The sequence below is a fragment of the Trinickia acidisoli genome, assembly GCF_017315725.1.
In the GTDB taxonomy this organism is placed as follows: Bacteria; Pseudomonadota; Gammaproteobacteria; order Burkholderiales; family Burkholderiaceae; genus Trinickia; species Trinickia acidisoli.
This window is the reverse complement of the sequence record NZ_JAFLRG010000002.1, coordinates 2,035,874-2,049,691: the sequence shown is the minus strand read 5'-3', so window position 1 is coordinate 2,049,691 and position 13,818 is coordinate 2,035,874. Positions and strand designations below refer to the sequence as shown.

The window sequence follows — 13,818 nt, the reverse complement described above, 5'->3', positions numbered from 1 at the left end:
CGTCACGGATGAAGATGAAGAATGGGTTTCATTGGGCGTCTCCTTGTAATTGAATTGATATTTTTGGAGATACGGAGAGCAAGTCGCGTGCCAGTTCGATCAATCAGCAAGGGGACTTGATGCGGCGAGGTTCTTCCGCGAGGCAACGCGCACGTTGTGCGAAAAACCGCAATTCTTCGGTCGTGTGTGTCCGGAAAAAGTGACGGCCCGCTATCGCCGGGCATGAGCGAGCAGGCCATCGAGTGCAGCACCGCGAGCGCTGCGCCTCCGCCGGCGAGGCATTCGACGGAATTATTTAGGAGAACGAATCATCTGCCGTCCGATAACGGCGATCGATCTTGGGCACCCCACGTTTACCCTTTGAAGTACGTCCCCTTCTCGAGATCCTCGATCAATCCGACCCGCTCCGGCTGCCATCCCAACGCCTCGCGCGTCCACTGGCTCGTCGCGGTTACATCCATCGCCGTAAATGCACCCATCCAGCCGAAATACGCCATCGCCTGCTCCGGCGATTTCGACACCAACGGCACGTTCAACCGCCGCGCAATCACTTCGGCAATATCCTTGAGCCGCACGCCCTCTTCCGCCACGACGTGATACCGCACGCCGCCGACGCCACGCTCCAACGCCAGCCGATAGGCTCGCGCCGCGTCCAACCGATGCACTGCAGGCCAGTGATTGGCCCCATCCCCGACATACGCCGCCACACCCTTTTCCCGCGCGACGGCAATCAACCGCGGCACGAAAGCATGATCGCCATCGCCATGCACGGACGGCGGCAACCGCACCACCGAAGCGCGCACGCCACGCTCGATCAGCGAGAGCGCAGTCGCTTCCGACACACGCGGATACGCATCCGAGTGAGGCACGGCCGCATCGTCCTCCGTCGCAGCCCTTCCCTTGGCCACCGAAGCCAACCCTGACGTCACCAACAACGGCCGCTCCGACCCTGCAAGCGCATCGCCGATCGCTGCGATCGCACGCCGATCCAACTCGCAGTTCTCAGCAAACCGCGTGAAGTCGTGATTGAACGCCGTATGAACGACACCGTCCGCGTTTACCGTTCCTTTACGCAGGCTTTCAATATCCTCTAGCGAGCCGCGCAGCACTTCCGCTCCGGCCGCTTCAACCGCTGCCGCGCCCGCCTCGGAACGCACGAGACCCACCACGTGATGCCCCGCCGCGATCAATTCCGCGACGACGGCCGACCCGACGAAACCACTCGCACCCGTTACGAAAACACGCATCGTGAAATCCTCCACAAGTCGATGTGGCGTTACTATGGTCCGGCAGCTCATCGGGGTGAAGTAGTGACGTTATACGGGTAAACGGACTAACAGGATCGAACATGTCGGACGTCAACGACAATCTGCTCGGCAAGTATTTGAAGGACCGCCGCACGAAACTCGACCCGCTGGCGCTCGGCTTCCCGCTTGCCCGCCGTCGAACGCCGGGCCTGCGACGCGAGGAGGTCGCGCAGCGCGCCAACGTCAGCGCGACTTGGTATACATGGCTCGAACAAGGCCGTGGTGGCGCACCGTCGGCCGAGGTGCTCGATCGTATTTCGCACGCGCTCATGTTGACCGACATCGAGCGCGAGCACGTTTTCTTGCTCGGCCTCGGACGGCCGCCCGAAGCGCGCTATCACGCCGTCGACGGTGTCACGCCGCGGCTGCAACGCGTGCTCGATGCGCTCGAATTCAGTCCGGCCTTCATCAAGACGGCGACGTGGGACGTCGTGGCCTGGAATCGCGCCGCGAACGTCGTGCTGACCGATTACGACACGCTTGCAGCGCAGCAGCGCAATATCTTGCGCCTCATTTTTTCCGACCCACGCGTGCGCGAGCGGCAGTTCGATTGGGAGAGCGTCGCGCGCTTCGCCGTGTCGACGTTTCGCATGGAGGCCGCACGCGCCGGGGCATCGAAGGCCATCGAAGCGCTCGTCGGCGAGCTTAGCTTGGCAAGCCCTGAATTCGCGGCAATCTGGCGAGCCAATGATGTTCGCTCGCACGGCGAAGGTACCAAGCAATTGCGGCACCCCGTCGTTGGGCCGATTTCGATGGAGTATTCGTCGTTTGCCGTGGATGCGCGACCCGATCTGAGCATGGTCATCTATCAACCCGCCACGCCCGCCGACGTCGATGCGATTCGCAAGCTCCTCGAAGCCAAGCACGCAGTGGCCGGCTGAGCGAGCGGTCAGTCGCGGTAACCTGTCCGAAGGACGGTCACGACAACTGCACGAATCGACAGCGCAAGGTTTCGGCGGAAGTTGATTACACGCGCGGCGTGTCGTCCACGCCGAAGCGATAGACCGTCATCGAGCGATACACGGTTTCGGGCCGCAGCACCGTACTCGGAAAGTGGCTGACGTTCGGCGCGTTCGGAAAGTGCTGCGCCTCGAGACAAAAACCGTCCGATTGCCGGTACGCTCGGCCCGACGCGCCGCCATAGCGCCCGTTCAACACGTTGCCGCTATGCAGTTGCAGGCCCGGCTCCGTCGTCAACACTTCGAGCGTGCGCCCGCTCGTCGGCTCGAGCACACGTGCCGCAAGCCTTGGTGTCGTCGATCGCTCGCTGCTCGAGAGCACATAGCAATGATCGAAACCGCGGCCGAGCCGCACCTGTGCATCGTCCGAGCGGATGTCGCGGCCCAAGGGCTTCGGTTCGCGAAAATCGAAGACGGTACCCGTCACGTCTCTCATCTCGCCAAGCGGTATCAACTCGTCGTCGACCGGTAGGAAACGATCGGCGAATAGCGTCACTTCATGATCGAGCACGCTGCCGCTACCCTCGCCCGCCAAGTTGAAATACGCGTGGTTCGTCGTGTTGAATACGGTCGGCGCATCGGTGCATGCCTCGTAGGTGATCACGACGTCGCCGGGCGGCACCAACGCATAAGTCACCGCCATCACCATCGCGCCGGGGAAGCCCTGGTCGCCCGCGGGGCTTCTTAGTTCGAAGCGTACTTGCGGGCCGTTCGGCTCGTCGACGATGCGGGCCACTTGCCACGGCCGGCGATCGAAGCCTTCGGGGCCGCCGTGAATCGCATGCTTGCCTTCGTTGCATTCGACTTGATACGCGACGCCGTCTATCTCGAAGCGGCCATTGGCGATGCGATTGGCGTAACGCCCCATCGTCGCGCCGAGCCGGCCATGCGCGCAGCGGTAATCGTCGAGCGACGTATAGCCGAGCACCACCGAATCGAAATGACCACGGGCATCGGGGGCGCTGATCGATTGCAGCGTGGCGCCCCACGAGAGCACGCTCGCGGAAAAGCCGTTCGACAGCGACAACTCGATTCGCTCGATACGATCGCGGCGCGCGGAGGTACCGAACGTCGAGCGATGGATCATCGGCTCGCCCGCAACGAAAGCGCCGATCGTTCGACGCGCGCATGGATCAACTCATCGAATCGACGCAGGACGGTGTCGCGTTCGCGCGTCGCACGCGGTGCGTCGACCTCGAACAGCGTTTCGCGGTTCGCGTCGTCGAGGATGAGCTTGGCGTGCCGCTCGAAGTACGGTTTGGCATCGGGCGACGTCAGCCAGGCGAGTACGCGTTCGACGGCCCGACGCTGCGTCGTGCCGCGCAACATCCCGTACACCTCGGCTTCCGCGCCGATCGCCTCGTTCGGCAATGCGATCGCCAATGCGGCGTTCTCGTGCATCCGCCGAGTGGCGGCGATCTTCACGGTCACACCGACCGCGATATCGCGATCCGCACCGACGCTCGCCGCCGGCGACCACGCCGAGCCCGGGTAGTCGACGACGTTGCGATCGATCGCGCGCATCAGCTCCCAACCGCTTCGTTCTCCTAAATATTGCAGGAGCGTAGTCAATGCCAAGTAGCCCGCACCCGAGCGGCGCGGATCGGGAAAGATCACGCCATTCGCGAGCGACGCGTCGGCAAGCGACGACCATGAGTTCGGGGTCGCCGCACCGCGCCGCGCGAGCTCGGCCGGATCGGTCACGAACGCAGTGGAGAATCCGGTCGGGCGACAGAATCCATCCGCATCCGGGCGTATGTCGGCTGCATCGGGCTGTGCGATTCGCTCGGCGACGCCCGGTGTCGCCGATGCCGTATCCGCCCATCCAATGATCAAATCGGCCCGCGCACCGGCCAGCAGATACTCAGTGAGCGTCGCCGTGGGCATACGCCACAATTCGATCGCGACGTCGGGCAGCCGTTCCTTTAGGAGGCCTAAGTAATCGGCCAACTCGTACGGCTCGAACGAACTCAGTGCACGCAGCGTGCCGGCGCTGCCGTTGCCGGTCGGCGCATCGATACGCAACGCAGTTGCCGGCAGCACGGGCCCGCAATCCGTATGATCGCCTTTCATGCTCGACGCTCCGCTGACAACGCGCCCGTCGCGACATCGTCGAGGATGTGCCAGAGCGAGGCCGCCGTGAAATCATCGATGACGTCGTTCGCGCCGGCATCGAGCAGCGTTTGCGTCGGCAATCCCGTGCGCATGCCGAACGTGTAGATGTCCGCCGCGCTCGCCGCGCGAATGCCCGACAGCGAATCTTCGAATGCAAGCGCACGCTCGGCGTTACCGCCCAGCCGTTCGAGGCCGGTCAAATACGGCAGTGGGTCGGGCTTGCCGCGCGGCAACTCCTCGCCGATCACGAGCGCGTCGATGCGATCGGTCAGCTTCAATCCGCTCAACAGCAATTCGGCGTTGGCTCGCGGCGCGTTCGTGACGACGGCGATGCCCACGCCTCGTGCTTGCGCCCATTCGAACACCCTCAGCGCGCCCGCGGTGGGCTCCAAACGGGTGACCGATGCACGGAACAGCGCTTCCTTGCGATCGGCCAACGCTTGATGACGGCTCTCGGGCACGTCAGGAAAAAACTCGCGCATGATCGCATCGTTCGGCGCACCCATGATCCGCGATTGATACGTCTCGATCGTGATGCTGCGCCCGAGCTCGCCGAGCAAGACCTGATAAGCGCCGAAATGGAGTTCGTCGGTATTGACGAGCGTGCCGTCCAAATCGAACAACAATGAAAAATTCGACTGCATGAGATGTCCTTCCCTGTTCAAGCGCGGCGCAAAGCCATACGGCCATACGACGATGCGCAAAGATAGGCGACAGCCATCAACACGGGCAGCACGGCAAGAATGCCGACGGCGTTGATGAGCCCGATCGAGCGGCCGACATAGCCGAGCGCGATCGGCACGACGAGCAGCGAAACGCCGACCGCCTGCGTCGCACCGACCGAAATCAAGCTCACGCGCGTCGGCGCGAGCCGAATCGCATTGCTGATGATGAGCGGAAAGAAGTTGCCGAGACACATGCCGGCCATCGCGAGCGCGGCGATCGTGCTGAAGTATTGCTCGCTCGTCCACAACGTGAGGATTGCGCCGCTGCCTAGGAAGATCACGACGAACAGCATGATGCGGCCGTCGAAGATCGACAGCAACCGACTCGACACGAGGCGCCCGAATACGGTGCCGCCGAAGAAAAACGCCATGAGGCTGACGGCCTTGGCCGCATCGAGTGTCAAGCGGCTTTCGAGGAATTGCGCGCCCCAGAAGCCGATGCCCCATTCCGCGCCGATTCCGAGCAGCACCATCAACCAACTCAGTGCAACCGGCAGTGGAATACCGCCGTCTTGCACGTCGCGCAAGTCGTCGGCTTCACGCGCCGCCGCGCTCGCGCTTTCGTTAGGCCCCCTAAACAGAACGAAGACGAGCGTCAAGGCAATCGCGCAGACGAGCAGTGAAATGCGCCACGAAAAGCCCGCCGCCGCGATCTGGCCGACGAGCAACGGCCCGAAGAAGACACCCGTGCCCGCGCAGACGAACGCTTCGACCATCGCAATGTCGCGGTGACAAGGATGATGCCAAGCGATGCCGGCCTGCACGGCCGCCTGCACGACGCCGCCCGTGAAGCCCATCGCCACGGCCACCGCCAACGTACTGTAATAGCCCCTTGCCTGCGTGATACTGAGCACGGCGAGCACCATCGTCACCGCACTCGCGCGAATCAAAACGTTGAGCGGCACCCGCTTGAGCAATACGCCGCTCAGCAGCCCCGAAGCCACGAGCCCGATCGCATAAAACGTGAAGTGCCAGCCGACATGAACGGTGTCGTAGTGGAATTCGTTGCGCAGGAACGGCAACGTCGAGCCGAGCACGGATTGCTGAAACCCGAAAATCGTCAAGACGAGATAAAGAAACCAGGTCGGACCATCGCGGCGAAAGCGCGCTCGCGAATTTAGCTCGGCATCATTCATTATTTGTCTCCGGTGCCATGCAATGCTGCGTCTGACTTTCAGCGTCGTTCGGCACGGCCTCTCATACCGCCCGAACGACGTTCAAACCAACTACTCAGCTACCCCATCAGCCGATGAAGCTTGGCGTACTGCAAAAGCATAATCGTCTTGCCATCCATGATTTCCCCACGCTCGACACGTGCGAGTGCCTCATCGAGTGTTATTTCCAACACCTCGATCTCTTCGCCGTCCGACTCGACACCTCCGCCTTCACTGATCTTGTCCTTGCCGAAATATTCGCCGACAAAAAAATACAGCCGTTCGGTGACGGAGCCGGGGCTCATGAAGGCCTCGAATATCTTGCGGACGTTTTCCACGCGATAGCCGGTTTCTTCTTCCGTTTCCTTCCGAATGCAAGTTTCGGCGTCGTCGCGATCGAGTAACCCCGCACAGGCTTCGATCAGCATACCGTCATGCTCGTTCACGAATGCCGGGAGTCGAAATTGGCGCGTTAAAACGACCGTTTTCTTTTCCGCGTTGTAGAGCAGGATTGTAGCGCCGTTGCCGCGATCATACGTTTCGCGCGTCAACGTCTGCCATTTTCCATCCCTACGCTGAAAATCGAAAGTGTGTTTGCGCAGGATATACCAGTTGTCCGACAGCACTTGCGTCGACTTCATCCGCACGCGTTCGTTTTGATGCTCGTTCGTAGCCAAACCGTCACTCCTTCGTCGACGAAAGATGCAATGCATGGGGTGCGACCGACAGTAGACGCTCCACCATCTTCGGATCGCGATACTCAGGCGCCGTCATGACGGCCGTCTCCAGCGCGCGATCGCAACCGCAGCGGCACGGGCCCTGATGATGCCCGAGCCGGGCGACGGCTTCCCCGACGAGGCGCCGCGCCGTCGCGCCGATACGCTTCATGCGTTCGCCGACGAGTGCCGCGTTAACGTCTTCGTGGCCATCGTGCCAGCAATCGAAGTCGGTGGGGATGGCCACGAGCGCATAGCAAAGCTCCGCCTCCCGCGCGAGCTTGGCCTCGGGCATCGCCGTCATGCCGATCACCGTGCCGCCCCATTGGCGGTAGAGATTCGATTCCGCGCGCGTCGAGAATTGAGGCCCTTCCATGACGATATAAGTGCCGCCGTTGCGTGCCTGCGCGTCGGCCGCTCGAGCGCTTTCGGCCAACGCCTCGCGCATGCGTCCGCACACGGGATCGGCAAACGGCACGTGGCCGACGAGGCCGGGCCCGAAGAACGTTTTCTCGCGCATGATCGTACGATCGATGAATTGATCGATCAGCACGAAGTGGCCCGGCGGCACCTCGGCCGTCAAGCTGCCGACGGCGCTCATCGACAACACCTGCGTGCAGCCCACTTGTCTTAGCGCGGCGATGTTCGCGCGCACGTTGATCGATGTCGGCGGAATCGTATGACCGAGCCCGTGTCGCTGCAAAAACGCAACGGGTACGCCGTCGAGCAGACCAAGCGCGACGGGCGACGATGGCTTGCCGAACGCCGTTTCGCATTCGACGATCGTCGTCCCAGTCAATCCGAGTAGTTGCTGAAAGCCGCTGCCGCCGATGATGCCGATGCGCGCCACGGGTCGATCCAAAGCAGCCTCTATCGTCACAGCGTTCCTCTCGCTCCAATGAGTTGATCGTCGCGCTCCGTCGCCACGAGCCGTTCGTAAAGCTCGGATAGCGCCGCAGGCGCATTACCGCGTCGGATCAGCAAGCCCTCGCTGGCATTCGACGCGTAGCGCGGTTCATGCACCTTCAAATGCCGGTCGATTGCCGGTAGGTAATTCCATCGCACACCCGGATACAAAGAATGGACCAGATGGTACGCATCGGAGGTCGGTGCGATGAACACGCGAACGAGCCAACCGGACATGCCGAAGTAATCGGTCGGGCGACCCATCAAATACTCGAGTTCGAGCCGATCGTCAGGACTGCCTTCGATCAGCCATCGATGCTCGGTCAGCAGCGATACCCAAGCGAACACCGGATACGAGGTGACGAGCGGCAGCAGCCATCCGAAGACGATGCCTTTCCATCCACCCGCCCAATAAAGCACGGCCACGGCGGCAACGAGCGAAACGCATCGCGCGAACGCAGTCCATCGCGAGTGGTTGAGCAGGCTGTTGCGCACCATCATCGAAAAATTGGCTCTTGCGCCGGCGGGCATCAGGGGATATAGCAGGCGCGCATAGAACGCGGTGGGCGAGACGCCGGCCACGTAGCCGCCGGCAATCACGCGCGCACGATTCGGGTCGAGCGACGGATGATTAGGATTCCTATGGTGTTCAACGGTATGCGTCTTGTGGCGACTATGCATGTCGCGCTTGAACACGGGGAATTGATAGAAGAGATCGCTGAGCCACCATTGCCAGGCGTGCGAGCGGCACAGCGCGAAGTGCACGGCGTTGTGCCCGAACTCCTGCAGCGCGCGCATGCGCCCACCGCTCCATAGCACGACGGCGAGCCACACGAGCGGCGAAGGAATCAGCATGCCGAGCAGCACACCCGCGACAATGTCGAGCCATGTCCAAAGAAACGGCAACGGTGCGAACCAAGCGTCGAGCGGCCGGTAATACGTTTCGATGCGCCCCGGCTCGCGAGGCGTCAATCGCAGCAAACGCAGTATGCGCGTGCTGTCGCGATAGTAGAGTGCGACCGCGGCACGCATCGCCAAATCGAGCACGATCACCCAGGCCAGCGCCGTCGCGGGAGCATCGTTCATTGCAGCCCTTCCTTCCGGCATGCGATGGCGGCGCGTTCGCCCGACAGCGTCGGCAGCAATTCGCCGAGCCCGTTCAGCACCGTCGCGCCGCTCGATAGCAGACGTGCAGCCGTTTGATGTCCTGTCGAAACGAGCAGCGGCGTCCAACCCACGCTGTGCGCCACCTCGCAATCGTGCGTCGTATCGCCGACGAACAGCGTGCGTGCAGCCTCGCCGCCGAGGCGCTTCTGCAGCAATGCGGCTTCGGCGGTCTTGCTCGTCGCGAGATTGTGCGTGAGGCCCACGACGTGTGCGAATCGCGGCAATAGGGCTTTTGCGTCGAGCACTTTCGTCAGCGTGTCGCGATGCGATGCCGACAACACCGATACGCCGACTCCCGCGTCCGCCGCCGCATCGAGCAGCGCCGTGACTCCATCGTGCAGCGGGCACTGCGCGACGTTCGCATCGAAATGCTCGAGATAGCGTTGCACGATTTCGGCGAATGGCGTGCGTTCGAGGTCGAAGCCGAGTGTGGCGTAAAAGCTCGCAATCGGAAAATGAAATGCTTCCCGGTAGCGCTCGCGCGTGACGGACGCCACGTCGAATCGCCGTGCGCAGAGATTGACGCTCTTCACGGCAAGCTCGATATCGTCCAGCAACGTGCCGTTCCAGTCGAATACGATGTGCTCGATGTCCATCAAGCGCTTGGCGTCGAAAGTCTTCATCGGTTGCCCACGGAAAATGCGAAATCCATGACGATACGCGATGCAATCGCCGGTGCAAACAAGCGTCCCGGCTCCGTGACGAGGTTCGTCACGCCGATCTGCGTTTCGAGCGCGCGGCGATTGCGTGCCGACAAGCGGACCAGCCCCGATCCGTACCAGTGATGAAATTTCGTCTGCCAGTTGCGCTCGCCCGTCGTCTCGGGAAAACGAAGGTCTTCGGTCGTCGCCATCTGCCAAGCCGGATCGACGACCTCGCACAAACGGCGCTGCAGTGCCTGATAAGCGAGCGCGCCCGAGCGGGCCTCATCGACATGCGCATCGATGCATTGCGCTTCGAGTGCGCACAGCGTCATACCTTGGCTGTATAGCGGGTTCATGCCCGTGAGCGCATCGCCGACGACGAGCAAACCGCGGGGCCATGAAGGGAGCTTATCGTAGTGCCGCCGCTGGCTGCCCGGCATCCTGAACGTGGCGACGCCCGACAGCGGCTCGGCGCGGCGAATGACATCGTGAATGTCGGGTACGGGCAAGGCCGCGAGCGCTTGCAGAAAGTCGTCTGGATCGGTGCCGGGAAAATGGCCGAACCAACCGCCTGTCGTCACCATCCATCGGTCGTCTTCGATGGGACTGATCACGCCCATCGAGCGTTGAATCGGCGTTCTCGGCAGCACGAGCAGCACCTTCCACTTCGATGCGTACTCGGGCATGCGCCGATAAATGCGGGAAGCGTATCCGAGCTCGGTCTTGACGATACTATTTTTCACGGTGCCGAAGCCGGCTCGCTCGAGCCATTCGGGCGTGCGCGTCCCGCGGCCGCTTGCGTCGACGACGAGATCGACCGGCACCGTGTACGCGCCAGCATCGTTTTCGACTTTGACGCCGCAGACGGCGCGCTCGGCGAAGTCGCCGCGTTCGGCGTCGCCTCCCGCGAACTCGAAGCCTTGCACGCGCGTCATCGACATGACATCGACGCCTTGTTCGCGCACGACGCGCCGGCGCAGATGATTGTCGATTAAACGCCGGCTGCAGTAGTGCGCGTGGATGCCGCTGCGGTAGCGGTTCTTCCACAAACCGCCCTGATACCACTTCACGTCGTGCCCGAGGTCGGCCACTTGCGCACCGCTCGCCTCGAGTTCGTCGAGCAAGCCGGGAAAGACGTCCTCCATGATCTGCTTGCCGCGCAACAGCAACAGGTGCACGTGGTGCTCCTGCGGTACCGCTTGGCGCGGCCCATGCTCGTCGTGGAAGTTGCCTTTCTCGATGAGCGTCACGCGCGCGAAGCGCCGTGCGAGCACCGCGGCGATCAGGCAGCCCGCCACGCTCGCACCGATGACGACCGCATGGCCCTGCCGCGCGACGGCATCAATCGGGGACGTAGCCATTGAGCACCTTCGCGATGTAGTCGATATCGCTCGTGGTCAGGTCCGGGTGGATCGGCACGGTCGTCAGCGAACGCAATAGGCGCGCAGCGTTCGGACACGGCCGCGCGTACCGCGACAGAATCGGCTGCTCGAACAACGGCCGGTTGTCGTACTTGCCGATGTCCGATGGAATCCCGTGCGCCTGCTGATAGTGCACGAGCTTTCGTCCGTCATGATCGATAGCCTGCAACATCAGCGCATAGCCGTTGACCTCGCCGCCTTGCGCGACGGGCAATTCGCGAAACGCTTCGTTGGAGAGGCGCGCGAGCAAGCGCTCGCGATTGCGCAACCTCGCTTCCCGATGCGCCGCCATCCGGCGCGAACGCGCGAGGCCCAGCGCCGCTTGCAAGCCGCCGAGCTTCAGATTCACCCCGATCGTCTCGCCCGTCAAATTGCCGAAGCGCGTATAGGCACGAATACGTGCGGCGCACCTATCGTCGTCAGTCATGACGAAGCCTCCCTCGCCCGTCGACATGAACTTGCAATCGTGCGTGCTGAAGCAAGCCAGATCGCCGATGCGGGCGAGCCAGTCGTCGTTCAAGCGCGTCAGGTGGCAATGGGCGAGGTCCTGAATCAGCGGAATGCCGCGCGTCGAAAGATAAGCCGCCGTGCGGTCGGAGCGAATCGGGTAGCCCCACATCGGCACTTCGATGACGGCACGCGTACGCGCGCCGATACAGCGAGCAAGGTCGGTTTCGTCCAAGCCGAAGCTGTCGGGTGCGACGTCGCAGAATACGGGCGTGAGCCCGAACGAGAGAATCGGCAGCACGGTGCAGATCGGACACGCCGGCGAGACGACGATCTCGTCGCCCGGCGCGTGATCGACGCCGGAGAGCGCGGCCGCCACCGAAGCAGCACCGGAGGAGACGGCGATCACGTGCCGAACGCCGTATAGCGCAGCGAGCGATGCTTCGTACTCCTCAACGACTTGCGCCGTGCCGGAAAGCCCCGTTCGCAAAGCGCGCTCGATTGCCGGCATATCGTCGGGCGTGTCATGCGAACAGGTTTCCGCAACCGTGCGAAGCGCGATCGCCGTCGTGCTCATCGGCTCGCCTCCTTGCTCACCGCGTCCCACACCGATTCGTCGTCGAAGAGCCGATCGAGCATGCGGGCGAAGTTCGGGAACATCCGAAGCTCGCGCGCACGGCCGCGACCGAAGAAGGCCGCTTCCTGCACTTCGCGCTGCGCCGGTAGCTCGCGGGCATCGGTTACACACAGATAAATCAAATCGAGATGGTAATGCGGACCCTTCTTGTCGTCGATGAACTCGCACAGCACGCGATACGGACGATGCAGGACGGACACGTCGGCCGCGCGATCGGCAAGCGATTCGTCGCGCTCGCCGATCAGCGCGGCACGAATGCCCGTCTCCTCGCGCACCTCGCGCAAAGCCGCATCGTCGGGCGTTTCGCCGTGATCGATGTGGCCGCCCGGATAGAGCCAGACGCCGAGCTTGCGGTGATGCACGAGCAGCACTTCGCGATGCGGATTCAAAACGAACGCGGAAGCCGTGAAGTGCTTCTCGAGCCCGGATCGATCGTGTGCCTCGAGTGTCGTCATACGCCGCGATATGCGTTGATGTGGGCCGCCATATAGTCGAGCTCGGCCGCCGTGATGTCGGGATGAACCGGAATCGTCGTCATGCTCGCCAACAGGTTTTCCGCGTTCGGACAGGCACGCCGATACTTGGCCAGCACCGGAAACTCGTATAGCGCCTTGCAGCCGTATCGCTTGATGTCCGACGGAATGCCTGCCTCGTCGAGGTAGTCGATGAACGCGCGGTTGTCGGCGAACTCGAGTTCGAGGTTCAGAAAGTAGTAGTTCGGTTCGCCGCCGTCGATGATCCGCTTTTCGCGCACCTTCGCCGAATCGAGCTTCGAGAGGAGGTAGCGCGCGTTCTCGCGCCGTTTGGCGATCTGCTCCGACAAACTCGCCAAACGGCTGTGGCCGATCGCGGCCGGCAGCGCCGCGAGCTTGTAGTTCAGACCGAAATCCTTGCCGTTCAGGTTGCCGAACCGGCTGTAATCGCGGCTGCGCTGCGCGAGGGCGGCATCGCCGGTCAGGATGAAGCCGCCTTCGCCCGTAGCGAGCGGCTTGCGCTCATGCGTGCTGAAGCACGAGATATCGCCGAAATGCGACAGCGGGCGGCCATGCAATGTCGTGCCGTGCGAGTGCGCGAGGTCGAGGATGAGCTTGATGCCGAGGGACTGCGTCAGTGCGTAGAGTTCGTCGACTTCGGTCGGATACCCCCACATCGGGATGTCGATGATGGCCTTGGTTCGCGGCGTGAGGGCACGCTTCACCGATTCGGGGTCGGCGCCGAAGCCGTGCGTGCGCGTATCGACGAAGATCGGGTTCGCGCCCGCGGCGATGATCGGATAGATCGTGCAAAGCGGACAGCTCGGCGTGAGCAGAACGTCGTTGCCGGCTTCGATGCCGACGGCGTAAAGCGCGACGTTCAACGCTGCACCGCCGGACGACACGGCCACGGCCTCCTTCGCGTCGAACCACTCGGCGAGCGAGCGCTCATAAGCGGTCACGACGTCGCTCGTGCCCGAGATCGAGCCGCGCAGCGTCTTTTCCAGCGTCGGCAGATCGTCGGCGTAGACCGGGCGATATTTGTCGGAGATGGTGCGGCGTACATCGGGCGAAACGGCAATGGTCGTATCGGACATGTCTGACGCTTTCCGTTATGTATGCGGTCGGGAATGGATGAGCGAGCAAG

The 13,818-nt window shown here is 62.7% G+C and carries 14 protein-coding genes; 1 reads left to right on the top strand and 13 read right to left on the bottom strand.

The features are described from left to right. Window positions 1–353: 353 nt before the first annotated feature. Complete coding sequence (locus J3485_RS27390) at window positions 354–1,247, bottom strand: SDR family oxidoreductase (RefSeq protein WP_206957618.1); 894 nt, start codon at window positions 1,245–1,247, stop codon at window positions 354–356. A 101-nt stretch (window positions 1,248–1,348) separates the two neighbouring features. Between J3485_RS27390 and J3485_RS27385 the strand changes: the two genes are divergently transcribed. Further along, the gene (locus J3485_RS27385; RefSeq protein WP_206957616.1) at window positions 1,349–2,188 is read left to right on the top strand and encodes a helix-turn-helix transcriptional regulator; all 840 of its coding nucleotides are present in this window, start codon (window positions 1,349–1,351) and stop codon (window positions 2,186–2,188) included. A gap of 85 nt (window positions 2,189–2,273) precedes the next feature. Here the strand turns inward: J3485_RS27385 and J3485_RS27380 are convergent, their stop codons facing one another. From J3485_RS27380 to J3485_RS27325, 12 genes are all read right to left on the bottom strand, one after another. Further along, a complete protein-coding gene (locus J3485_RS27380) occupies window positions 2,274–3,353 on the bottom strand; it encodes an aldose epimerase family protein (RefSeq protein ID WP_206957614.1) in 1,080 nt (359 codons plus the stop codon). Next, complete coding sequence (locus J3485_RS27375) at window positions 3,350–4,339, bottom strand: ABC transporter substrate-binding protein (RefSeq protein WP_206957612.1); 990 nt, start codon at window positions 4,337–4,339, stop codon at window positions 3,350–3,352. The genes J3485_RS27380 and J3485_RS27375 overlap by 4 nt, the downstream gene beginning before the upstream one ends. Then, window positions 4,336–5,025, bottom strand: coding sequence for an HAD family hydrolase (locus J3485_RS27370; RefSeq protein WP_206957610.1), 690 nt, complete (start codon window positions 5,023–5,025; stop codon window positions 4,336–4,338). The genes J3485_RS27375 and J3485_RS27370 overlap by 4 nt, the downstream gene beginning before the upstream one ends. 17 nt (window positions 5,026–5,042) lie before the next feature. After that, entirely contained in the window at window positions 5,043–6,242 is a 1,200-nt protein-coding gene (locus J3485_RS27365) for an MFS transporter (RefSeq protein ID WP_206957608.1), read from the bottom strand. Window positions 6,243–6,340: 98 nt separating this feature from the next. Beyond that, complete coding sequence (nudK, locus tag J3485_RS27360; RefSeq protein ID WP_206957606.1) at window positions 6,341–6,973, bottom strand: GDP-mannose pyrophosphatase NudK; 633 nt, start codon at window positions 6,971–6,973, stop codon at window positions 6,341–6,343. Beyond that, window positions 6,942–7,838 (bottom strand): S-methyl-5'-thioadenosine phosphorylase, encoded by an 897-nt coding sequence (gene mtnP / locus J3485_RS27355; RefSeq protein WP_206957604.1) that lies wholly within the window; start codon window positions 7,836–7,838, stop codon window positions 6,942–6,944. Before mtnP ends, nudK begins: the two co-directional genes overlap by 32 nt. 14 nt (window positions 7,839–7,852) lie before the next feature. Next, window positions 7,853–8,968 carry a fatty acid desaturase family protein gene (locus tag J3485_RS27350; protein WP_206957595.1) on the bottom strand — a complete coding sequence of 372 codons (1,116 nt, stop codon included), beginning with the start codon at window positions 8,966–8,968 and terminating at the stop codon, window positions 7,853–7,855. After that, entirely contained in the window at window positions 8,965–9,672 is a 708-nt protein-coding gene (locus J3485_RS27345) for an HAD family hydrolase (protein ID WP_206957593.1), read from the bottom strand. The genes J3485_RS27350 and J3485_RS27345 overlap by 4 nt, the downstream gene beginning before the upstream one ends. Continuing rightward, on the bottom strand, window positions 9,669–11,054 hold the full coding sequence (locus tag J3485_RS27340) for an NAD(P)/FAD-dependent oxidoreductase (RefSeq protein ID WP_206957591.1): 1,386 nt from the start codon (window positions 11,052–11,054) through the stop codon (window positions 9,669–9,671). Before J3485_RS27340 ends, J3485_RS27345 begins: the two co-directional genes overlap by 4 nt. Next, complete coding sequence (locus J3485_RS27335) at window positions 11,035–12,138, bottom strand: DegT/DnrJ/EryC1/StrS family aminotransferase (RefSeq protein WP_206957589.1); 1,104 nt, start codon at window positions 12,136–12,138, stop codon at window positions 11,035–11,037. The genes J3485_RS27340 and J3485_RS27335 overlap by 20 nt, the downstream gene beginning before the upstream one ends. After that, window positions 12,135–12,653, bottom strand: coding sequence for an NUDIX hydrolase (locus J3485_RS27330; protein WP_206957583.1), 519 nt, complete (start codon window positions 12,651–12,653; stop codon window positions 12,135–12,137). Before J3485_RS27330 ends, J3485_RS27335 begins: the two co-directional genes overlap by 4 nt. Next, entirely contained in the window at window positions 12,650–13,768 is a 1,119-nt protein-coding gene (locus J3485_RS27325) for a DegT/DnrJ/EryC1/StrS family aminotransferase (protein ID WP_206957582.1), read from the bottom strand. The genes J3485_RS27330 and J3485_RS27325 overlap by 4 nt, the downstream gene beginning before the upstream one ends. Window positions 13,769–13,818: the final 50 nt, after the last annotated feature.

Coding starts and splice junctions, on each gene's coding strand:
- J3485_RS27390 (WP_206957618.1), bottom strand. CDS start 1,247: ATGCGTGTTTTCGTAACGGGTGCGAGTGGTTTCGTCGGGTCGGCCGTC.
- J3485_RS27385 (WP_206957616.1), top strand. CDS start 1,349: ATGTCGGACGTCAACGACAATCTGCTCGGCAAGTATTTGAAGGACCGC.
- J3485_RS27380 (WP_206957614.1), bottom strand. CDS start 3,353: ATGATCCATCGCTCGACGTTCGGTACCTCCGCGCGCCGCGATCGTATC.
- J3485_RS27375 (WP_206957612.1), bottom strand. CDS start 4,339: ATGAAAGGCGATCATACGGATTGCGGGCCCGTGCTGCCGGCAACTGCG.
- J3485_RS27370 (WP_206957610.1), bottom strand. CDS start 5,025: ATGCAGTCGAATTTTTCATTGTTGTTCGATTTGGACGGCACGCTCGTC.
- J3485_RS27365 (WP_206957608.1), bottom strand. CDS start 6,242: ATGAATGATGCCGAGCTAAATTCGCGAGCGCGCTTTCGCCGCGATGGT.
- nudK (WP_206957606.1), bottom strand. CDS start 6,973: ATGCATTGCATCTTTCGTCGACGAAGGAGTGACGGTTTGGCTACGAAC.
- J3485_RS27350 (WP_206957595.1), bottom strand. CDS start 8,968: ATGAACGATGCTCCCGCGACGGCGCTGGCCTGGGTGATCGTGCTCGAT.
- J3485_RS27345 (WP_206957593.1), bottom strand. CDS start 9,672: ATGAAGACTTTCGACGCCAAGCGCTTGATGGACATCGAGCACATCGTA.
- J3485_RS27340 (WP_206957591.1), bottom strand. CDS start 11,054: ATGGCTACGTCCCCGATTGATGCCGTCGCGCGGCAGGGCCATGCGGTC.
- J3485_RS27335 (WP_206957589.1), bottom strand. CDS start 12,138: ATGAGCACGACGGCGATCGCGCTTCGCACGGTTGCGGAAACCTGTTCG.
- J3485_RS27330 (WP_206957583.1), bottom strand. CDS start 12,653: ATGACGACACTCGAGGCACACGATCGATCCGGGCTCGAGAAGCACTTC.
- J3485_RS27325 (WP_206957582.1), bottom strand. CDS start 13,768: ATGTCCGATACGACCATTGCCGTTTCGCCCGATGTACGCCGCACCATC.